We start from the raw sequence: 20,072 nt of genomic DNA, 5'->3' as shown, positions 1-20,072 counted from the left end.
TGGTGCGTGGCCATGATCCGCAGATGCCTCGGCAGTCGCAACAGCCACAGCCCACAAGATGCACTGAATGCTCAGCGGGCGGGCGAAGTTGCCGTTGCATCGGCCGTCTGCAGGGGAGGGCTCAACAGCTGGTTGATGGCGTGCACGTCCTGCATGTCCAAGTTGCCGGCGGCCTGGCGCAGCTGCAGGTGTCCCAGCAGCAAGTTGTAGCGTGCCTGCGCCAGATCTTTTTGGGATTGGTACAGCTGGCTTTGCGCATTCAACACGTCGATGTTGATGCGCACCCCCACCTCGTAGCCCAGCATATTGGCTTCCAGGGCGCTCTGGCTGGAGGCTACGGCCGCCTCCAGGGCCTGGAGCTGGCCGGTGGCCGATTGCACGCCAAAGTAGGCGGTGCGCACGGCCTGGGCCACCTGGCGGCGGGCTTCTTCCAGGTCGGCACGTGCTTTCTCTTCCAGTGACAGGGTTTCCTTAACCCGGTTCTGCACCGCAAACCCGGCGAACAGGGGGATGTTCATCACCACCCCCACCGTCCCGACGGTGGCGTTGTTGCGGTAAGGCATGGCCGCGGTGCCGTCGGGGTTGCGTTGTGTGCCATAGCTGGCCTGCAAGTCCACCGTGGGTTTGTGACCGGCCTGGGCTTTGTCGGTTTCCAGCTGAGCCACGTCCAGCGCGATCTGCGCCTGGCGCACCAGGGGGCTGTGGTCGGCCGCCAGTGCCAGCCAACTGGCCAGATCGGCCGGCACCAGGGTGGGCAGGCGCACGGGCTGTGCCAAGGGCCAGGGGCTGGCGTCCGCGACGCCGACCAATTGCTCGAGGGCCGCCTGGTTGACGCGCAGTTGGTTGTCGGCGGCGATTTCCTGGGCACGGACCAGATCGAAGCGGGCCTGGGCTTCGCGGGAATCGGTCACCGTGGCCGTGCCGATTTCGAAATTGCGCTGGGCAAAGGCCAACTGCTCGGACACGGCCCGCTTCTGGGCCTGCACCAACTGCAAAGTGTCCTGCGCGGTCAACACCTGAAAATAGGCCTGGGCGGCCCGCACCAGCAGGTTCTGGGCCGCGGCATCGACCTGGGCATACGCCAGGTCGACACTGCGTTGGCCCTGGCGGTACGTGACCAAGTTGGCCGGGTTGTACAGCGGTTGTTGCGCCTGCAGGCTGGCCGAGTCCTGGCGGGCATCCAGGCTTGCGGCGGGGAAGTCGCTGCGCACCCGGGTTTCGCTGTACTGGCTGCCGGCCTGGATGCCAATACGGGGCAGCAGGCCGGCCTTGGCCTGCGCGCCCTTGCTGATGGTAGCGTCGAGCTGAGCGCGGGCGCTTTGCCAGGCCGCGTCATAGGTCTGTGCCTGTTCGGTCAGCTGCACCAGGCTTTGGGCCTGGGCCAGTGACAGCCATCCACTGGCCAGAACGGCTGCGGCCACGCAGCGCAGGGCAGGGCGAAAGGAGACGACAGACAGCCCGGAGGAAGACACCATGGATACCCTTTTCAAGACCGCACCGGCAACGCAGAAATGCCGGCCATGCACCAATCGCTGGATGGCGCCTCAGTACTGAGGCACGCTGGGGTCGCGTTCCACCGCCCAGGCGGCAATGCCGCCGGTGATGTTGGCCACCGATTCAAAGCCTTCGCGGGCCAGATAGGCCGCCACGCTCATGCTGCGTGCGCCGTGGTGGCACAGGCAGGCGATGGGGCGGTCCGGGTCCAGCTCGTTCAGGCGTGATGTGATTTCGCCCATGGGGATGCACAGCAGCTCGAACTGGTCGCTGGGGGCCACGCTGGCCACCTGGCATTCCCACTTTTCACGCACATCCAAGACCACGGGCTTGGCGGCATCGCCGTTGAATTGGCCCAGCCATGCATCCAGCAGGGCGGGGCGCACTTGGTAAAACATGCAGCAGTCTCCGGCGGTGCTCGCGCGATGCGGCTTAGAACGAGAAGCGGGGGGCGGTGGCAAAACCTTGCAGGCGCGGTGCCACGATGTCCCAGGGCGACTTCGTCATGGTCTGGCTGCCCTGCTTGGTCACCACGGTGAATTGCATCACGGGCTGGGTGCCGACGATGGCGCCCAGGCGGCCGCCGTCCTTGAGGTGGGGCAGCAGGTTGGCGGGCAGGACCTCGACCGAGCCGCTGAGCAAGATCACATCGAACGGACCTTCGGGCAGGGTGTCCTTGGAGCCGTCGGCCACGCGCACGCTGACGTTGGTGCAGCCAGCGTCGGTCAGGTTTTCGCGGGCCATTTCCGCCAGCTCGGGGTGGATTTCCAGGGTCAGCACGTCCTGGGCCAGGCGCGACAGCAAGGCCGCGCTGTAGCCCGAACCGGTGCCGATTTCCAGCACGCGCTCATGGGGCTGGATGTCCAGGTCGTTGATCATGCGCGCTTCCACGCGGGGCTGGAACATGCACAGGCCCTGGGCGATGGCATCGGCATCGTCGGTCAGGGGCACTTCCACGTCCATAAAGGCCAGGCCGTAGTGTGCGGGGGGCGTGAAGTCTTCACGGCGCACGGTGTAGAGCGCTTCCAGCAGGCGCTCGCCGCTCACATTCCAGGGGCGCACTTGTTGCTGCACCATGTTGTAACGGGCGTTTTCGGTGGCGTCGTTGCGATCTAGCAGGCTGTTCAGGGGCAAATTCATTGTGGTCTCCTCCGCTGGGGATGGCTTGTCTGAAACAAACTCACGATTCTACGAGGGTGGGGATGCTTTGGCAGCGTGATCGGGCTCACGCCCCTTCCAAAGCTTGCGCAGCCATTGCTGAAAATCATCCAGATAGCAATACACGACCGGCACCACCACCAGCGTCAGCAGGGAGGAGGTGATGACGCCGCCAATCACGGCTTGGCCCATGGGGGCGCGCTGCTCCGATCCTTCGGTGACGGCAAAGGCCAGCGGCACCATGCCAAACACCATCGCCAGTGTGGTCATCAGGATGGGGCGCAGGCGCACCTTGGCCGCCATCAGCAGGGCCTGTTCGCGCGGCAGGCCGGGGTGCAGTTGACCGTGTTCGTCCGTGTGTTCGCCCTGGGCGCGGATGGCAAAGTCCACCAGCAAGATGGCGTTCTTCGTGACCAGGCCCATCAGCATCACGATGCCGATGATGGAGAACATGCTGATGGCGGAGTTGAACATCATGAGCGCCAGCACCACGCCGATCAGGGTCAGGGGCAGCGCGGTCATCAGTGCCAGCGGCTGGATGAAGCTCTTGAACTGGCTGGCCAGGATCATGTAGATGAAGATGATGGCCAGGGCCAGGGCCGAGACGGCATAGGCGAACGATTCATTCATGTTCTTGGTGGAGCCGCCAAACTCCCAGCGGTAGCCAGGCGGCAGCTGCATCTGTTGCAGCACCCGGGTGATGTCTGCCGAGACCTCCCCCACCGAGCGCAGCGCCACATTGGCCGTGAACTGGACCTCGCGCGTCAGGGCCCGGCGGTTGATCTGGCTGGGACTGTGCGCTTCCACCACCTGGGCCACCTGGTTGAGCTGGACCACGCGAGGGTTGCCGTCCGGTCCCGTCACGCTGAACGGCAGGTGCAGCAGGTCGGCCGGCTGGGTGCGGGCCTCCGGGGCCAGGCGCACCTTGACGTCATAGGTCTGGTCATCGCTGGCCCGCCAGTTGCCCACCTTGTCGCCGGCCACCAGGGTGCGCAGGCTGTTGGCCACACTGGCCACGGACAGGCCCAGGTCGGCCGCCGCGTCGCGGCGCACCTCCACATTGACCACGGGCTTGGGGGCCTGCAGGCTGGTGTCCAGGTCCACCAGCCCCGGAATGCGCAGCAGCTGGGCCTGCAGCTGCTGGTTCAGGCGGCCCAGCTCTCCCAGATCCGGGCCCATGATGGAAAACTCGATCTGTTTTTGCCCGCCGACCGGCTCCAGCAGCCCCACGTGGGTGACGGTGATGCCCGGCACGCTGCGCAGGGCGTTGCGCAGCACCAGCGACATCTCTTCCAGGCTGCGCGTGCGGTGCTTGCGGTCCACCAGGCGCACGAAGATGCTGGCGGAATGCTTGCCTTCGGCATTGCCGGTGTTGATGGTGGTCAGGGTGTAGTCCACCTCGGGCATGGCGCGCAGCAGGGCTTCGACCTGCCGGGCCTTGGCTTCCGTGGTTTCGATGGACGAGCCCTGCGGGGTCTTGAACTTGACCTGGGTCTCAGAAAAGTCGGCGCTGGGCACAAATTCGGAGCCCAGCAGCGGCAGCATCAGCACGCTGGCCACAAAGATGCCCACGGCGGTCAGCACGGTGGCCAGCTTGTGCAGCAGGGCCCAGCCCAGCAGACGCTGGTACAGGGCCGAGATGTCGGCGCTGGCGTGGTCGAAGGCCTGGGTGACCCGCCCCAGCGTGCGATCGTAGAGGGAGCGTCGGGTGCTGACGGGTTGCCCAGGGGCATGGATGCTGGGGTCGTGCCACACGCTGGAGAGCATGGGGTCCAGCGTGAAGCTGACGAACATGGAAATCAGCACCGCCGCCACGATGGTGATGCCGAATTCGTGGAAGAACTTGCCGATGATGCCGCCCATGAAGCCGATGGGCAGGAACACCGCGACGATGGACAAGGTGGTGGCCAGCACCGCCAGGCCGATTTCCTGCGTGCCGTCCATGGCTGCGTCGTACGGACGCTTGCCCATCTGCACATGGCGCACGATGTTCTCGCGCACCACGATGGCATCGTCGATCAGCAGCCCCACGCACAGGGACAGCGCCATCAAGGTCACCATGTTGATCGAGAAGCCGAACATGTACATGAACCAGAAGGTGCCGATCAGCGCAATCGGCAGCGTCAGGCCGGTGATGATGGTGGAGCGCCAGGAGTTCAGGAACAGAAAGACGATCAGCACGGTCAGCACGGCACCCTCGACCAGGGTCTGACGCACGTTGTCCACGGCCACCTGGATCGGGCGGGCGGCATCGGCAATCGGCTCCAGGGCAATGCCGGTGGGCAGCTCGGCCCCGAGGCTCTGGATGGCCTGGTTCAGCCCGCGGACCACGTCGATCGTGTTTTCGTCCTGGGCTTTCTGCACGGACAGCAGCAGCGTGCGCTGTCCGTTGTACAGGGCCAGGTTCTCCACTTCGGGGGCGCCGTCCTGGATGCGCGCCAGCTGGCCCAGGCGCACGGGCGCGCCGGCGCGCTGTGCCACGACGATGTCGGCAAATTGTGCGGGGCGCGCAATGCGGGCCTGGATCTGTACCACCCGTTCCTGCTGCAGCGAACGGATGCTGCCCACCGGCAGGTCCTGGTTTTCGCTGCGCACCGCCTGCACCACCTGGGCCGGGCTGATGCCGTAGGCCTGCAGGGCCGCAGGATCCAGGTAGATGTTGATTTCGCGCGGGGTGCCGCCCACCAGGTTCACCGCGCCCACGCCGCGCACGTTTTCCAGGCGCTTTTTCAGCACCTGGTCAGCCCAGGTGGTCAGTTGGATGGGCGACAGGGGCTGGGCGCCGTCGGCCGGGCGCGGCAGCACCGCGACGGACCAGATGGGGGCATTGGCCGGGTCAAAGCGCAGCACCCAGGGTTCTTCGACCTCGTCGCGCAGCAGCGGGCGCACGGTGGCCACCTTCTCGCGCACGTCGTCGGCGGCCTTGCGGCCATCGATGTGCAGCTGGAACTCGATGATGATCAGCGCTTTGCCCTCGTAGCTGCGCGAGGTCAGGGCATTGATGCCGGCGATCGAATTGATGGCTTCTTCCAGTGGCTTGGTGACTTCGCTCTCGACCACCTCGGGCGAGGCGCCGGGGTAGGCCACGGACACCACCACCACCGGGAAATCGACATTCGGGAACTGGTCGATGGCCAAGCGCTGGTAGGAAAACAGCCCCAGCACCACGAACGCCATCATGACCATGGTGGCCATGACAGGGTTGCGCAGACTGACCTTGGTGAACCACATGGGGCGGGATCTTCCTGGGGTTGGTCAGTGCGCGGCGGCGGCCGCGGCCGCGGCAGTGGAGGGATGCTGGGCCTCCAGCTGCACCGATGTTCCTGCAGGGATACCGCCCACACGTCCGCCGAGCACGATGGTGCCCTCGGGCAAGCCTTCCACGGCCACCCAGGGTCGGGCGCTGTCCACGCTCTGCACGCCCAGGACGACGGGCGTGTGCTGCACCTGGCCCTGGGCCACGGAGTGCACATAGGGCAGGGGCTGGTCGGTGCGGACGGCGTCCAGGGGCACGGCCAGGGCCTGGTGCTGGCCAGTCTGGATGAAACCTTCCACATACATGCCGGGCCGCAGGTTCAGGTCGCTGCGCGGCTGCAAGCGCAGGTACACCGGCACCGTGCGGCTGCCGGCCGCGGCACTGGGGTTGATGCGCACCACCTGGGCCTGCAGTGGCTGGGGCATGGCCGCCGAATGGCCACTCAGCTGCAGCAGGGCTGTCTGGCCGACCTGCACCTGGGCCGTGTCGTTCGCGGCCACCTGGGCCTGCAACTCCAGCGCCGCCAGGTTGACCACCTCGACCACGGCGGCCTCGACATTCACGCGCTCGCCGTTTTGCACCATGCGCTGTGCGATTTGACCGGCGATCGGGCTGCGCAGCACGGTGTCGTCCAGGTTCTTGCGGGCGCCGTCCTGGGCGGCGCCCGCAGCCGCATGGCTGGCCTGTGCGGCCTGCAGGTTGGCCAGGGAGGTGGTCAGCGCCGTATCGGAGATGAAACCGCGCGCGACCAGGGCGCGGTTGTTGTCGTACTGGCGCTGTGCAATCGCCACCTGGGCCTGGGCGGCGTCGGCCTGCAGTTTGGCCTGGCGAAAGCGGGCCTCCGACTCGGTCGCGTCCACGCGGGCGATGACCTGGCCTTGCACGACCGCATCACCCTCGCGCACGTGCAATTCGCGCAACTCCCCCGGCACACGCGCCTTGACCACGGCGCGGTCCACAGCGGCCAGGCTGCCGGTGATGGGCACCCCCACGGTCAGCGTGCGGGTCTGGACCTGCAGCCATTCCTGGGCCGGGATGGCCAGGATGGCCGGCGCTTGCTGGGTGCTGGCCTGCAAGGCGGCCTGCCGCGCCTGGCGTTGTTCCAGGGCGCGCCACATGCCCCAGACGGTGGCCAGCACCGCGCACAGGGCCAGCAGCCACCACCACCGGGCGCGGCGCGTGAAGGCTGCGGTGGTGGTGTGCGGCTCAGACATCGGGCGCCGTGGCGGACAGGCCACGCAGCAGGTTGTCGACATGCGTCTGGAAATACAGCGGGGCACTCACGCCCAGGGACTGCGGGTAGAGCATGCCGATCGAATGGCGCCAGTGGATGTAGGCGAACATGGGGGTGGTGATCAGGTGGATGGCGGCGTCCAGGTCGAGGGGGCGCAGCTCGCCGCGCGCCACGCCGCGCTCCAGGATGCGGCGCACCAGGGCGTTGCCGGGTTCCACCACCTCCTCGAGGTAGAAACTGGCCAGTTCCGGGAAATTGCAGCACTCGCTGGCCATCAGCTTGCAGATGCCCCCAGCATAGGTGTCGCCGATGCGCTCCTGCCAGACCTGGAAGGCGTAGCGCACCAGCTCGGGGGTGGTGCCGGCAAAGGCTTCTAGCTCGGCCTGCCATTCGGCAAAGCGCCCGGCGATGTTCTCGCGCACCACGGCCTTGAGCAGGGCCTGCTTGCTGGGGTAGTAAAGAAAGAGGGTGCCCTTGGACACCTTGGCCAGCGCGGCGACTTCCTCCACCTTGGTGGCGGCATAGCCTTTCTCGACAAACAGGCGCGTGGCGGCCTCCAGCAGCTCGGCCGGGCGGGCCTCCTTGCGGCGGCTGCGGCCGCGCGCGGAATGGGCGCTGGAGGAGGGGTGGTCGGTCACGGTTGGACTTTCGTGGTCAATGACCCATGGGTCAGTAGCAGACTATAGAAAGCCGTGCCACCAGCGTCAAGCCCGGTGAAGACCTGCACTGTCCTACAGGCCTGCACCGGGCCCCGGGTTTTCTGCGACCGGCCACTGGGTGTAAAAATGCAGCATGCAAGAAACCATTTATTTCGGCGGCGGGTGCTTCTGGTGCACGGAGGCGGTGTTCGACCGTGTTCACGGCGTGCTGGACGTTGAAAGCGGCTACGCCAACGGCCATGTGCCCCATCCTAGCTACGAACAGGTGTGCGAAGGCACGACGGGCCATGCCGAAGTGCTGAAGCTGGTGTTTGACCCCGCCCAGATCGGGCTGGACCTGCTGCTGGAGATTTTCTTCGGCACGCACGACCCGACCACGCCCAATCGCCAGGGCAACGATGTGGGCACGCAGTACCGCAGCGCCATCTACACCACCAGTGAGGCCCAGCTGCAGGTGGCGCGCGATTTTGTGGACATGCTGAACCAGCGCCTGCTGTTCGGCGTGCCCGTGGTCACCGAGGTGCAGCCGCTGGACAACTACTGGCCGGCCGAGGCCTACCACCAGGATTACTTTGCGCGCAACCCGCACCAGGGCTATTGCGCCTATGTGGTCGGCCCCAAGGTGCAGAAATTTCTGCAGACTTTTGCCCAGTACGCCAAGCGCTGATTACGCTGCCAGCTATTGCTTTTGAAGAGGTGGATCGCAGGCATAATGCAACCGAGTTGCGTTAACTGTCTGGCATGCCCACTTCCCACCCCGCTCTTGCACCCTTGACCCTGCCGGCCGGCCTGCGCGCCACGCGCGCCGTGCAGGCTTTGCTGTCGCTGCTGCCTGACCAGCCGGCACAGGGCTGGACGGAAGGGGCGGTGGAGGCCGCCCTGCACCAGCAGGGCGTGGCCGTGAACCGCGTGACGGTCTATCGCGCGCTGGACCGTTTTTGCGCGGCGGGTTTGCTGCAGCGCAGCGTCGATGGACAGCGTGTCACGCGCTACTGGCTGGCGGCCCCTGCGGCGCACGACCAGGCCGCCCCGCACATGGAATGCAGTGGCTGCCACCAGCCGTTCCAGCTGGGCGAGGGCAATGCCGCCGTCCAGGCCGCGCTGCAGGCGCTGCGCCAGGCCCTGGCGCACAGCGGCGTGCGCAACCCCACGCTGGATGTGGCCGTGCAGGGCGAATGCGCCCAGTGCGCCGCCGAGACCAGCCCCCCGGTTTCTTCACCACCCTCAGGGAACTCTCCATGAAAACTTTGATTGCCACCGTGGCCGCAGCCTGCCTGCTGGCCAGCCCCGTCTGGGCGCACGAACACGCGCCTGCGGGCAAGGCCCAGCCTGCGCCGGCCCACAGCCATGCGGCGCCAGCCCCCCAGCTGGACGCCCACACCCAGGAGGACATCGAACGCCACCGCGGCATGGCCCGTGCGCACGAGCAGGCTGCCCAGTGCCTGGCCAGCGGCAGCAAGTACGACGACTGCCAAAAGCAGCTGCAGACCGCCTGCAAGGGCCTGGCCCTGGGCAAGAACTGCGGCATGCGCCACGCCCACTAAGCCTGAACGACCGCACGAATGTTGGTGAAATTTCGCATGCAACGCCTGCTCGCGCCCTGGATGGCGTGGTGGCTGGCCCTGGCCGTGGTGCTGGCACCGGCCCTGGGACGCATGCACGAGGTGCTGCACGCACCGCTTCTGCCTGAGCGCCACGCGCCGCAGGCTGTCCCGCACGCCCACCAGCACGCCCACGGGGTGGCAGCCTGGTTTGGGGAACACACCCAGGCGCAATGTCTGGTGCTGGACCAACTGGGACATGGCGCCGCCAGTCCTGCGCCCCTGGTGCTGGCCAGCCAAAGCCTGCCCGCCCACCCTCCGGCCTGGACCAGCACGGCCCATCTGCTGCCCGCGCCGCGCACCGTCTTCCTGGCCCGCGCTCCGCCGGCCGGCCCCCTGGCCTGATACGGCCACCGCTCTCTTCGTTTCGACCGAATCGCCTGGACCACCGCCGGTGTGCTCGACGCTGCGCATGCGCGCTGCTTGGCGCCTGCCCATCGCGCAGGCTTGGCGCGCCCGATGGCGTCAGTTGATTCAAAAAACAGAGCTGCCAGCGCTGATTGCATCTGCGTAGACAGCTGATTTGACTCCCATTTATTTAAAAGCACAGCTGCGGCTTGTCCGTGGGCCGGGTGCTGCGTGCTGCGTGCTGCCGGGTGGCCGATGAGGGACCGGGCGGCAGCGCCTGCCTGCGTCTGTGCCTGTGACCGACCATGAAACCTCTGAATCCTTTGCCCGCCGCCCGCTCGGCGCTGCGTGCCCCCCGCCAGTTCCTGCGCCACCACCCGGTGGCCCTGGCCATCACCCTGTCCGCCGGCCCGCTGTCGTTGGCCCAGGCCCAGACCACCGACGCGCCCGAGGCGCAACTGCCTGGTATCACCGTGACCGCCACCGGCCTGGGCCTGAGCGCTCAGGACATGGCCGCGCCCATCAGCGTGCTGGAAGGCCAGGCCTGGCAATTGCGCCGTGCCGCCACGCTGGGCGACAGCCTGACGGGGGAGCCCGGCATCCACGCCACGCACTTTGGCGCCGGGGCCAGCCGCCCCATCATCCGCGGCATGGATGGCCCGCGCGTGGGGGTGCTGGCCAATGGCATGGAGCTGCACGATGCCTCCACCATCAGCCCGGACCACGCCGTGGTCACGGAAACCCTGCTGGCCGAGCGCGTGGAAATCCTGCGCGGCCCGGCCGCCCTGGTGCACGGCGGGGCCGTGGGCGGGGTGGTCAACGTGGTGGACAGCAAGGTGCCCACCGCCTTGCCGGCCAACGGCCTGGAAGGCCGCGCCGAAGTGCAGTGGGGCAGCAGTGCGCGCGAAAAAAGTGGCGCCGTGGGCCTGAGTGCCGGCACCGGCCCCCTGGTGCTGCGCGTGGAGGCCGCCACCCGCGACGCCGGTGACTACCGCGCTGGCCGCGGCTGGCGCAATGAGGAGGGCGGGCGCCGCGTGACCGGCAGCGACAGCCAGAGCAGCACCGGCACCGTCGGCCTGTCCTGGGTGGGCACCGATGCCTACCTGGGCGCGGCCTACACCAAGCAGGCGGCGCAGTACGGCCTGCCGGGCCATGTGCACAGCGATTGCCACCCGCACGGCGACCACCTGCACTGCGGCGGCCATGGACACGGTCATGCCCACGATGAGCACGAGGAGGTGCCGGTGGTCGACCTGCACAGCTACCGCTGGGATCTGCGTGGCGAATGGCGCAACCTGGCGCCGGGGGTGGAGGCCGTGCGCCTCAAGGGCAGCCACACGCGCTATGCCCACGACGAGCTGGAAGACGGCGTGGCCGCCACCCAGTTCCGCAACCGCGCCCACGACCTGCGGCTGGAGGTGCAGCACGCGCCGATTGCCGGCTGGCGCGGCGTGGTGGGGCTGAGCAACGGCCAGCGCAGCTTCAGCGCCGACGGCGAAGAGACCTATGTGCAGCCCACGCGCACGCACAAGCTGGGGCTGTTCCTGCTGGAGGAATACCAGATCGGCGCCTGGAGCTGGCAGGCCGCGCTGCGCCACGACCGCCAGACGGTGCGGGCCCAGGACGATGCGGTGGAACGCTCGCACCAGGGCCTGTCGGCCTCGCTGGGCACGGTCTGGCGCTTTGCCACGGGCTGGCAGGCCAGCGCCTCGTTCAGCCGTGCGCAGCGCATGCCCACGGCCGAAGAGCTGTTTGCCAACGGCCCGCACCTGGCCACCAACAGCTGGGAAGTCGGCAACGCCCAGCTGGGCCGCGAAACCAGCCAAGCCTGGGATTTTGGCCTGCGTAAAACCCGTGGGGACACCACGTGGAGTGCGAACGCCTTCCACCACCGGGTGCAGGGCTACATCTATGGCCGCACCGTGGATGCGCACGACGGCTTCCAGCTGCAGCACTACACCCAGGCCGACGCCCGCTTCACCGGCGTGGAAGGCCAGGTGCGCCAGCGCATCAACCGCTTTGTCGGCGTGGGCGTGTTCGGCGACCTGGTGCGTGCGCGCCTGGCCGAAGGCGGCCACCTGCCGCGCATCCCGGCTGCCCGCCTGGGCGTGCGCGTGGACGCCAGCTGGCGCGGCTGGGAAGGTCTGGCCGAGTGGGTGCAGGTGGCCCGCCAGGACCGCACCACGGCCTATGAAACGGCCACTGGCGGCTACGGCATGCTGAACCTGATGGCCAGCTACCGCTTCAGCGGCAGCCCGCTGGAGCTGACGCTGAAGGCCGAGAACCTGACCGACCGCCTGGGCTACGCCCACACCTCGGCCATCAAGCAGGCAGCGCCGCTCAAGGGGCGCAACCTGAGCGTGGGACTGCGCATGGCGTTCTGACGCGCAGGCGTCCCCGGTGTGCGCTGCCAGCCCCGTGGCAGCGCATATGATCCCTGGCACCGCACGGCGCACCGGCTACAAGCTGGGTGCGCCGTGCCTGCAAGCCGCGACGGGCAGGGGGCCGTGGTCGGGCTGCCGCTTTCTCGAGATTGGTATTGATTGTGGATACGCCTGCGTTGACGGCCTTGCTGCCGGTGGTCTTGTTGATTGTTCTGGGGTTCATCACCGCCAAGCTGGACTGGGTGCGGCCCGCCGCGGTCAAGGACCTGACGAACCTGGTGTTCTACATCCTCACGCCCGCGCTGCTGTTTCGCACCATGGCGAGCGTGAAGCTGGGCGAGCTGGATTTCAGCCCCATCCTGGTCTACTTCCTGGCGGTCGGCCTGGTGTTTGTCGGCACCATGCTGGTCTTCGGCTTCAACACCCTGGCCGCCGCGCGCGCCCTGGCGCACACCTTCAGCAACAACGTGATGATCGGCATCCCGCTGGTCGGTCTGGTCTACGGCCAGGAAGGCCTGGTCACGCTGCTGACGCTGATCTCCGTGCACGCCCTGGTGCTGCTGGGCAGCGGCACCGTGGTGTTCGAGCTGGCCCAGGCCCGGCAGTTCAGCAGCGAAGGCCGGCCCCAGGGCCTGGCCCGCACCCTGGGACAGGCAATCAAGAACAGCGTGATCCACCCGATTCCCCTGCCCATCATTGCCGGCCTGCTGTACGCGCAGACCGACTGGGGCATTCCCGGCGTGGTCGACAAACCGCTGCAGCTGCTGGGCAGTGCCCTGGGGCCGATGGCCTTGCTGCTGGTGGGCATCACCCTGGCCTACAGCAAGCTGGGCAGCATGATCCGCCCGGCGATGCGCATTGCCGTGGTCAAGACCGTGGTCCACCCCATCCTGTTCCTGGGCGTGGCGTGGTTGCTGGGCCTGCGCGGCATCCCCATGGCCGCCATGGCCCTGGCGGCCGGCCTGCCGGTGGGCGCCAATGTCTACATCTTCAGCCAGCGCTATGGCGTGGCCCAGGAAGAGGTGACGGCCTGCATCGCGCTGTCGACCGGGTTGTCGCTCTTCACTTTGCCCGTGGTGCTGCTGGTGCTGGAGCGGCTGCGCTGAAGGCCTGGCCGGCCGCCGCGCGGCCAGGCGGCGGGCGTGGCGAGCGCACACAGGCTCCCGCATTGCAGGGCTTGCGACCCCGTGTCGATAGGGCAGTGTCTGTATCAAAAGTGAGCTGATGGCGCGCGCCAGCATTGACTATTGGAAGGTTTTATCCTTCAACGTCAATATTCGCCTGCGCAAGCCGCTCTTGTTTGGGATGAAGCGGCCGCGCGCTCAGGGCGCCAGCCGCTCGCGCAGCCACTGGCCGTCGTGCAGTTCATAGCGCAGGCGATCGTGCAGGCGGCTCTTGCGGCCCTGCCAGAATTCCCAGCGGTCAGGCACCAGGCGGAAGCCGCCCCAGTGCGGCGGGCGGGGCGGGTTCAGCAGGAATTGCGCGCCGTATTTGGCGGCGTTCGCCACCAGCACGCTGCGGCCGCTGATGACCTGGCTTTGCGGGCTGGCCCAGGCGCCGATGCGCGAGTCGAGTGGGCGGCTGTGGAAGTAGGCATCGCTTTCCTCGGCGCTGACGCGTTCGACACGGCCCTCGATGCGCACCACGCGCTCCAGCTCCACCCAGTGGAACTGCAGCGCCGCAAACGGGTTGCCCCCCAACTCCTGGCCCTTGCGGCTGCCGTAGTTGGTGTACCAGACGATGCCGCGCTCGTCATACCCCTTGATCAGCACCACGCGCGTGCTGGGGCGCAGGTCGCTGCCCACCGTGGCCACGGTCATGGCGTTGGGCTCGTTCACCTGGGCATTCACGGCTTCTTGCAGCCATTGGTCAAACTGCTGCAACGGGGCCGCGTGCGACGCGTCCTCGTTGAGTTCGGCGCGCTCGTAACTTTTGCGCAGATCGGCAATGTGGGCGGAAATTTGGCTCATGGGCCCGATTGTGCACCCACCGTTTGTCACTGCCGATGCTGTGCGATGCCCGTTTTTTTGATTTCGCGCAGCGTAAATAGATGCTGCCAACGTTAGAAAATGTTAAAAACAGCCGCTTGACCGCTGAGAACAACACCGTTGAGGAGCCTCCATGCCGCCCGTGCCGCACACCCATCCCCCCCCTGCTGACCCTGGTGTTCTCGGCGGCCGTGATGGCGTTGACCGTGTCTTACGCCGTCGAAGCCAGCTCTTCCGACGCCGCCAGCGTGGAACAGGGAGCGGGCAAGGCGCCGTACGAGCCCCCCACGCTGGCCGCTTCGGCGGTGGTACTCAACAAGGTGGCGGCCTACCGGGTGGACCAGGGCGTGGTGAAGTTCTTCTTCGCATCTGGCAAGTCCCAGCTGGTGCAAGGGGCCGACCAGGCCCTGCAAGACATCGTGGCCGCAGTGCAGACCGGCCGGCGCGTGCAGATTTCAGGTTTTCACGATGCCACGGGGGATGCGCCCTCGAATGCGGAGCTGGCCAAGCAGCGCGCCCTGGCGGTGCAAAAGAAGCTGCTCGAACTGGGTGTGCCCGCCGCCAGCATCCTGCTGCAAAAGCCTGCTGTCACCGTCATCCTCGGCAGCTATGCCGAGGCACGCCGGGTGGAAGTGACCTTGGTGCAGTGAGGCGGTCCCGCAGCTGTCGCTGGGGATTGTTTGAGGGGTGGCCTGTGCCGGACGGCACCGGCCCTCCATCTTCCGTGAAGCAGCCCTGGTGCCCTTTTGCGAGCGAGGGCGTTTCAACGATGGGCCGCCTGTGCGCCCGCGCAGCACGGAACCATGCAAATGGTGCGGCGTACAGCGGCAACGGTGGACTGCGGTGCCTGCATTCGCCCGTGGATCACCATGCGCTGGCCGATGACACGGTGCACTGGCAAAGCGAAGCAGTCCACAGGCTTGGCGCTGTTGAGGGCCTTGCGCTGCCGGCGCTTATTACGCCACGGCCGTGCAACTGGCGGGATTGGCCGGCGTTGGCAGCAGTGCCTCCAGCGCTTCAATGTCAACGGCATCTTGCTGCGCCGGCTTCATGAAGCGTGTCGCAAAATTTTCCCAGAGGCGTGCGCGCAGAAAGTAGCGGAACAACTCGGCGTCCAGGTGCTGCTCTTTGCACATGAAGGCCATGATCCGCAAGGTCTCACTCAAAGTCTTGGGGGGTTTGTAAGGCCGGTCGGCTGCCGTCAAAGCCTCAAAGACATCGCAGATAGCCATGACGCGGTCCAACACCCCCAGCCGTTCGCCGGGGATGCGCCGTGGATAACCCTTGCCATCCAAGCGTTCATGGTGCGTCGCGGCCAACTCGGGCACCTGCTCCAAGCCTGCCGGCCAGGGCAGTCCTTTGAGCATGATGTAGGTTTGCACCATGTGGTCGTTGATCTTGAAACGATCCTCGTCGGTGAGGGTGCCGCGGCGGATACGGAGGTTGTGGAGTTCGCCCAGGTTTTGCTGATACGGCGGCAGCTTCATATCAAAGCCGTACTTGTTGCGTGGGTCTCCCGCTTCCACGGCGGGACGGTCATCGCCCCAGGGAATTCGGTGCTCCGGCAGGTCCGCCAGCAAGGCCTCCATCGCTGGCAGCGCAGGCGCCTCGGGCCGCAATGCATCCAGTTGGCGCAGCTCCGTGGCCGACAAGCCCAGCCGATCATCGAAATGGCGTTGCCAGCCTTGCGCACCGATGCTTTGCAACTTGGCGATGGATTCATCGGACAGAAACTCGCCCCCCAGATTGCAGTTGGCGACAAACGCGAAATCGTCGTGCAGTTGCAGCTGGCGGGCGCGCAACTGCTCGGCGCTCAATGCACCACGCGCGGCGGCCAGCTCAGCATCCCGCCACAAGATTTCAAAGCGCAGCCGCACTTCATGGATGCGGTTGCGGATGACCTCAAGCTTGGTGGCTTTGTCGACGATGTGCTCTGGGCTGGTCACCTTGCCACAGTCGTGCAGCCATGCGCCTAAGTGGAACGCGTAGCGCTCGTTCTCGTTCATGCGGAAGTTCGCATACGGCCCGTCAGACGCAGCATGCAAGCGATCCGCGAATTCGATGGCCATCTGCGGCACCCGTTCGCAATGGCCGCCGGTGTAGGGGCTTTTCGCGTCGATGGCATCGGCCATCAGCTGGATGATGGCATCGAACAGGCGCCGCTGCGACTCCAGAAGCTGGCGTGTCTCGATGGCCACGGCCAACATCCCCGAGAGACGACGGGCAAACCGGTGGAATGCAGCATCTTCGTGCGCCACGTCGGCCTTGAACTCAAGCACCAAAAGCCCTTGCAGGCCGCCTTGGCGCCCCCGTAGCTCGAAGTCGAGCCTCTGAATGCTGCCTGATGCCGTGGCCCCGGCTCCGGCATCAGGCAGCGGCGGGTAGGTGAGGCGCTCGGGCAAGGAGGAAGCCACGCTGCCCGCCTGGGCTGCGTGTTGCATGCACGCTGATGGGGCATCCCACAGATAGACGGCTGCGGCCTCGGACTGCGTGGCCTGCGTCAGGTGTTCCAGCACCAGCTGCAGCATGCGCTCCACCTCCGGCTCCGTGGCCAGGCTTTCCGTCAAGCTGAGGAAGGCTTCGATCGTGCCCCCCATGTGTTGCACAGCCTTGGACAGTTCGCCCACCTCGCTGACGCGGCTGGGGGGAAGTGGCGCCCCCGTAAAGTCGAAGCGTGCAATCCGCAGGCTGCGCTCGCGCAGCAGATTGATGCTGCGCCCGATGGCCTTGCCGGCAGCCCAGCCGAGGGGCAGCAGCAGCAGTGCCAAGGCCACGGCCATGCCGATGAAGTACAGCGCGCGTTGCCGTGCCTCTGCGGCCAGTTCGTCAAACGGCAACATTTGCAGCAGGTCCAGCGTGGTGCCCAGACCGATATCAATTTGGGTGTGCAGACCCACCCAGCGCTGTCCCTCGATCTCCATCACCTGGGGTGTGCCAAGCGCCTTCGGGGCCTTGAGCAGTTGGAGCAACTGGGGTTCGTGGATGGCATCGAGCATGGGCTGCGCATCGCCACCGACATTGTGCAAGTCCACGGTTGCCGCCATCACCTGGCCGCTGCCGTGCAGCAAGGCGAGGCGGGTGCCTGGGGTGGCTCGCAGCGACAAGAGCAACTGCTCCAGATCATCGAAAGCCACGTCGATGCCGACCACCGCATCGGCGGTTGCAGACTGCTTGCTCAGCGTCACGCCCAGCCTCTGGGTGGTGGCAAACCGGTAGGGCTGCGTCAGCTGCACGACACCAGGCTGTTGCCGTGCGACTGCGTACCAAGGCCGCGTGCGCGGGTCATACTGGTAATCTGCTCTGTCATGAACTTCTTGCAGATTGCCGGCTTGGTCGAGAAAGCGGTAACGACCAAGGCGTCGGCCATCCGGCTGTTGTGTGACCGTCTGGACCAAAAACTCGGCCCCCTCGGGCGCTGCCACGCTTTGCCGCACAGCGTCCAGCCGCAACGGGCGTACCAGGACGAAATCACCATTCGGGTAGGCGACATACACGGCGGCTTCCAGCGGGTTGGCACGCAATTCGCCCAACAAGGCATCCAGCGCATGCAAACGGCTGGATTCATCCGTCGCCAAGGGCAGTCGCCCTGCACCGATATGGCGCAATGCCCCTTGTGCCGGTGTCAACTGCAAGCGAATCTGTTGACTTAACACCACGGTGTCGCGTGCGGCACGCTGCCCCGTGTCCTGCACCAATCGCTGGGTTGTGGCGACCCACCCGAGGCCAATCAGTAAGAGGGCCACCAAGCCCATGCAGGCCATGGTCAAGACTGCGATGTGCACGCGAATGCGGAAATGCCGGGGGACGCGTAGGGGGTGGTTCATCGGGCAGGCTTTCAGCAGGTAGAGGCACCTGTACTTGCCTTACAGTTTAGTGGGACAGTTACTTTTAGATGCAGCCCCCCCGCAGCGGAGCGTTGGCAAAGCACATCGTCTGTGGGCAAAACCGCGTGCACGGCCGTCGCGGATGTCGATGGCGGAGGCAATTCGGGCCGTGCAAAGCCTTCACCAAAAGCAAATAGCCCCCTCCAGCGTGGGCCGGAGGGGGCTAGGTATCAGCGGCGTTTACAAAACGCTCAGAGGCGAGCGTTCAAGCGTTACGCAATGGATCGAAGGCCGCGCTGGGGTCTTGTGCCTGTATGTTCGCGTGGGCCCTGGAGTTCATTTGAATCAATTCGATCTTGTAGCCGTCTGGATCGGTCACGAAGGCAATCACGGTCGAGCCACCTTTGACGGGACCGGCTTCGCGCGTGATGTTGCCGCCCGCAGCGCGGATCTTGTCGCAGGCCGCGTAGGCATCGGCCACCCCGAGCGCAATATGTCCATAGGCCGTGCCCATGTCGTAGCTGTCCGTGCCCCAGTTGTAGGTCAGTTCGATCTCGGCCTGGCCCGGGTTGCCGCCTTCGTAGCCCAGGAAGGCCAGCGAGTATTTGTACTCCGGGTTCTCGGACGTGCGCAGCAATTGCATGCCCAGCACCTTGGTGTAGAAGTCGATCGAGCGCTGGAGGTTGCCAACGCGCAGCATGGTGTGAAGGATTCTCATGCTGCCTATTGTGCATAAAGCACCTTAGCGATCCGGCGCATGCCTTAGAAAACACCAAAGGGCCGTGTCTGTCTAAGGGTAAGCAATAGGCTGCGGTACCGCCTGCGGTAGGCTGCAGCTTTTTAAACTATGTACATCCGTGTCACCCTAGTTGACTTGCGCCTAGACTGGTGCACCCCATGAGCCAAGCTGAAAACACTCTATTAATCCTAGATGATGATGCGGCTGTTGCTCAGACGATTGGCTTCATTGCCAAAGGTCTTGATTTTTCGGTACATCATTTTGAAGATCCAGAGCCTTTTTTCGAGGCTTTGTTGATGCTGCAACCTTCGCACGTTGCTCTGGATCTCATCATGCCCCGCATGGATGGGATTGAGGTGCTGAGGCGATTGGCGCAGACAGGCTGCAATGCCAGCTTGATTCTTACCAGCGGCATGGGGCAGAAGGTGCTGGAGTCCGCCCAAGCTACCGCGTTTGAGCGTGGACTGAATATTGTGGGTGTCCTGCCCAAACCGTTCAGGCCCCAGGCGCTGCGCGAATTGCTCACACAGCACCAAACCAGGCAACGTTCCGCCGTTCCTTTCGCCACAGCTCCAACCGTTGCCTTGCTGGCCACTGCGATAGAACAGAAGAAGCTATCGATCGTGCTGCAACCGAAAATGGACATCCACAGCCAGCGGATCGTCTGCGCCGAAGTGTTGTCGCGCTGGAATGATCCTGAGTTGGGCATTATCCCCCCGGATACATTTATCCCGCTGGCCGAGTCACATGGTCTGATGCAGGCATTGACCGCCTGCGTACTGGATCAAGCCCTGCAGTGGTTCGTGGGCAGCCCGCTTTTTGCATATGGCAGTTTTGCCATCAACCTGTCGACCAGCTGTCTGGTGGATGTCCACTTGGCCGACCGCATCGAGGCGTCCTGTCTGAACCTCGGTGTGGCGCCACAAAAACTGATATTGGAAGTCACAGAATCCACCGCCATGGATCGTACGGCCGATTGTTTTGACACGCTGACAAGACTGCGCTTGAAAGGCTTCAGGCTCAGTGTGGATGATTTTGGAACTGGCTACTCTTCTTTGGCACAGCTGGCGCGTATGCCACTTTCTGAAATCAAGATTGACAAGTCTTTTGTCATGAAACTGCAATCATCTGCGGATGCATTGAAGATTGTCGATGCCACTATCCGCATGGCCAAAGACATGGGTCTGACCAGCGTTGCAGAGGGCGTTGAAAATGCAGAAGTGCTGAATACCTTGAAGTCGCTGGGCTGCTCGTTGGCGCAAGGCTATTTTATTTCGCGTCCACTGCCAGCTGCTCAATTTGATATTTGGCTGAAAGATTATCGTGCGGCATTCAAAATAAATGCTGAATCATGATAAAAACATTTGAAAATTTTGGTGCATCGATT

The 20,072-nt window shown here is 65.3% G+C and carries 17 protein-coding genes; 8 read left to right on the top strand and 9 right to left on the bottom strand.

Going from position 1 to position 20,072, the window contains the following annotated elements; all coding sequences use genetic code 11:
- Positions 1-71: 71 nt before the first annotated feature.
- The 6 genes from CA2_RS16115 to CA2_RS16090 all read right to left on the bottom strand — a co-directional run bounded on the left by CA2_RS16115 (position 72) and on the right by CA2_RS16090 (position 7,780).
- Positions 72-1,475: a TolC family outer membrane protein gene (locus CA2_RS16115; RefSeq protein ID WP_052369983.1), complete on the bottom strand. Its 1,404-nt coding sequence runs from the start codon at positions 1,473-1,475 to the stop codon at positions 72-74.
- Between the two features lie 69 nt (positions 1,476-1,544).
- On the bottom strand, positions 1,545-1,892 hold the full coding sequence (locus tag CA2_RS16110; protein ID WP_042419755.1) for a rhodanese-like domain-containing protein: 348 nt from the start codon (positions 1,890-1,892) through the stop codon (positions 1,545-1,547).
- A 34-nt stretch (positions 1,893-1,926) separates the two neighbouring features.
- Entirely contained in the window at positions 1,927-2,634 is a 708-nt protein-coding gene (locus CA2_RS16105; RefSeq protein WP_042419752.1) for a protein-L-isoaspartate O-methyltransferase family protein, read from the bottom strand.
- 48 nt (positions 2,635-2,682) lie between these two features.
- On the bottom strand, positions 2,683-5,883 hold the full coding sequence (locus CA2_RS16100; protein WP_042419748.1) for an efflux RND transporter permease subunit: 3,201 nt from the start codon (positions 5,881-5,883) through the stop codon (positions 2,683-2,685).
- Between the two features lie 24 nt (positions 5,884-5,907).
- Positions 5,908-7,122, bottom strand: a complete 1,215-nt coding sequence (locus CA2_RS16095) for an efflux RND transporter periplasmic adaptor subunit (protein ID WP_042419745.1) — start codon at positions 7,120-7,122, stop codon at positions 5,908-5,910.
- A complete protein-coding gene (locus CA2_RS16090; RefSeq protein WP_042419742.1) occupies positions 7,115-7,780 on the bottom strand; it encodes a TetR/AcrR family transcriptional regulator in 666 nt (221 codons plus the stop codon). Before CA2_RS16090 ends, CA2_RS16095 begins: the two co-directional genes overlap by 8 nt.
- A 154-nt stretch (positions 7,781-7,934) precedes the next feature.
- Here CA2_RS16090 and msrA point away from each other — a divergent pair, with 154 nt between their 5' ends.
- From msrA to CA2_RS16060, 6 genes are all read left to right on the top strand, one after another.
- A complete protein-coding gene (gene msrA, locus CA2_RS16085; protein ID WP_042419740.1) occupies positions 7,935-8,468 on the top strand; it encodes a peptide-methionine (S)-S-oxide reductase MsrA in 534 nt (177 codons plus the stop codon).
- Between the two features lie 74 nt (positions 8,469-8,542).
- Positions 8,543-9,043 carry a transcriptional repressor gene (locus CA2_RS16080; protein WP_245620985.1) on the top strand — a complete coding sequence of 167 codons (501 nt, stop codon included), beginning with the start codon at positions 8,543-8,545 and terminating at the stop codon, positions 9,041-9,043.
- A complete protein-coding gene (locus CA2_RS16075; protein ID WP_042419737.1) occupies positions 9,040-9,345 on the top strand; it encodes a hypothetical protein in 306 nt (101 codons plus the stop codon). Before CA2_RS16080 ends, CA2_RS16075 begins: the two co-directional genes overlap by 4 nt.
- 36 nt (positions 9,346-9,381) lie before the next feature.
- A complete protein-coding gene (locus CA2_RS16070; RefSeq protein WP_051519272.1) occupies positions 9,382-9,747 on the top strand; it encodes a hypothetical protein in 366 nt (121 codons plus the stop codon).
- A gap of 308 nt (positions 9,748-10,055) precedes the next feature.
- Positions 10,056-12,134, top strand: a complete 2,079-nt coding sequence (locus CA2_RS16065; RefSeq protein WP_081889049.1) for a TonB-dependent receptor — start codon at positions 10,056-10,058, stop codon at positions 12,132-12,134.
- 161 nt (positions 12,135-12,295) lie between these two features.
- On the top strand, positions 12,296-13,240 hold the full coding sequence (locus tag CA2_RS16060; RefSeq protein ID WP_042419765.1) for an AEC family transporter: 945 nt from the start codon (positions 12,296-12,298) through the stop codon (positions 13,238-13,240).
- Between the two features lie 216 nt (positions 13,241-13,456).
- On the opposite strand, the gene pdxH is transcribed toward CA2_RS16060, so the two are convergent.
- Positions 13,457-14,104 carry a pyridoxamine 5'-phosphate oxidase gene (gene pdxH, locus CA2_RS16055; protein ID WP_042419734.1) on the bottom strand — a complete coding sequence of 216 codons (648 nt, stop codon included), beginning with the start codon at positions 14,102-14,104 and terminating at the stop codon, positions 13,457-13,459.
- 116 nt (positions 14,105-14,220) lie between these two features.
- Between pdxH and CA2_RS16050 the strand changes: the two genes are divergently transcribed.
- Positions 14,221-14,772 (top strand): OmpA family protein, encoded by a 552-nt coding sequence (locus CA2_RS16050; protein ID WP_052369982.1) that lies wholly within the window; start codon positions 14,221-14,223, stop codon positions 14,770-14,772.
- Between the two features lie 306 nt (positions 14,773-15,078).
- Here the strand turns inward: CA2_RS16050 and CA2_RS16045 are convergent, their stop codons facing one another.
- Together CA2_RS16045 and gloA are read right to left on the bottom strand one after the other, a co-directional pair.
- Positions 15,079-17,697 carry an HD domain-containing phosphohydrolase gene (locus tag CA2_RS16045; protein WP_245620984.1) on the bottom strand — a complete coding sequence of 873 codons (2,619 nt, stop codon included), beginning with the start codon at positions 17,695-17,697 and terminating at the stop codon, positions 15,079-15,081.
- Positions 17,698-18,211: 514 nt separating this feature from the next.
- Positions 18,212-18,664 (bottom strand): lactoylglutathione lyase, encoded by a 453-nt coding sequence (gloA, locus tag CA2_RS16040; protein WP_042419728.1) that lies wholly within the window; start codon positions 18,662-18,664, stop codon positions 18,212-18,214.
- A gap of 179 nt (positions 18,665-18,843) precedes the next feature.
- On the opposite strand from gloA, the gene CA2_RS16035 reads away from it, so the two are divergent.
- Positions 18,844-20,040 (top strand): EAL domain-containing response regulator, encoded by a 1,197-nt coding sequence (locus CA2_RS16035; RefSeq protein ID WP_052369981.1) that lies wholly within the window; start codon positions 18,844-18,846, stop codon positions 20,038-20,040.
- Positions 20,041-20,072: the final 32 nt, after the last annotated feature.

The organism is Comamonas aquatica NBRC 14918 (assembly GCF_000739875.1).
In the GTDB taxonomy this organism is placed as follows: domain Bacteria; phylum Pseudomonadota; class Gammaproteobacteria; order Burkholderiales; family Burkholderiaceae_C; genus Comamonas; species Comamonas aquatica.
This window is presented reverse-complemented; position numbering and strand designations above follow the sequence as displayed.

Coding starts and splice junctions, on each gene's coding strand:
- CA2_RS16035 (WP_052369981.1), top strand. CDS start 18,844: ATGAGCCAAGCTGAAAACACTCTATTAATCCTAGATGATGATGCGGCT.
- CA2_RS16105 (WP_042419752.1), bottom strand. CDS start 2,634: ATGAATTTGCCCCTGAACAGCCTGCTAGATCGCAACGACGCCACCGAA.
- CA2_RS16115 (WP_052369983.1), bottom strand. CDS start 1,475: ATGGTGTCTTCCTCCGGGCTGTCTGTCGTCTCCTTTCGCCCTGCCCTG.
- CA2_RS16080 (WP_245620985.1), top strand. CDS start 8,543: ATGCCCACTTCCCACCCCGCTCTTGCACCCTTGACCCTGCCGGCCGGC.
- CA2_RS16070 (WP_051519272.1), top strand. CDS start 9,382: ATGCAACGCCTGCTCGCGCCCTGGATGGCGTGGTGGCTGGCCCTGGCC.
- CA2_RS16075 (WP_042419737.1), top strand. CDS start 9,040: ATGAAAACTTTGATTGCCACCGTGGCCGCAGCCTGCCTGCTGGCCAGC.
- pdxH (WP_042419734.1), bottom strand. CDS start 14,104: ATGAGCCAAATTTCCGCCCACATTGCCGATCTGCGCAAAAGTTACGAG.
- msrA (WP_042419740.1), top strand. CDS start 7,935: ATGCAAGAAACCATTTATTTCGGCGGCGGGTGCTTCTGGTGCACGGAG.
- CA2_RS16100 (WP_042419748.1), bottom strand. CDS start 5,883: ATGTGGTTCACCAAGGTCAGTCTGCGCAACCCTGTCATGGCCACCATG.
- CA2_RS16065 (WP_081889049.1), top strand. CDS start 10,056: ATGAAACCTCTGAATCCTTTGCCCGCCGCCCGCTCGGCGCTGCGTGCC.
- gloA (WP_042419728.1), bottom strand. CDS start 18,664: ATGAGAATCCTTCACACCATGCTGCGCGTTGGCAACCTCCAGCGCTCG.
- CA2_RS16095 (WP_042419745.1), bottom strand. CDS start 7,122: ATGTCTGAGCCGCACACCACCACCGCAGCCTTCACGCGCCGCGCCCGG.
- CA2_RS16110 (WP_042419755.1), bottom strand. CDS start 1,892: ATGTTTTACCAAGTGCGCCCCGCCCTGCTGGATGCATGGCTGGGCCAA.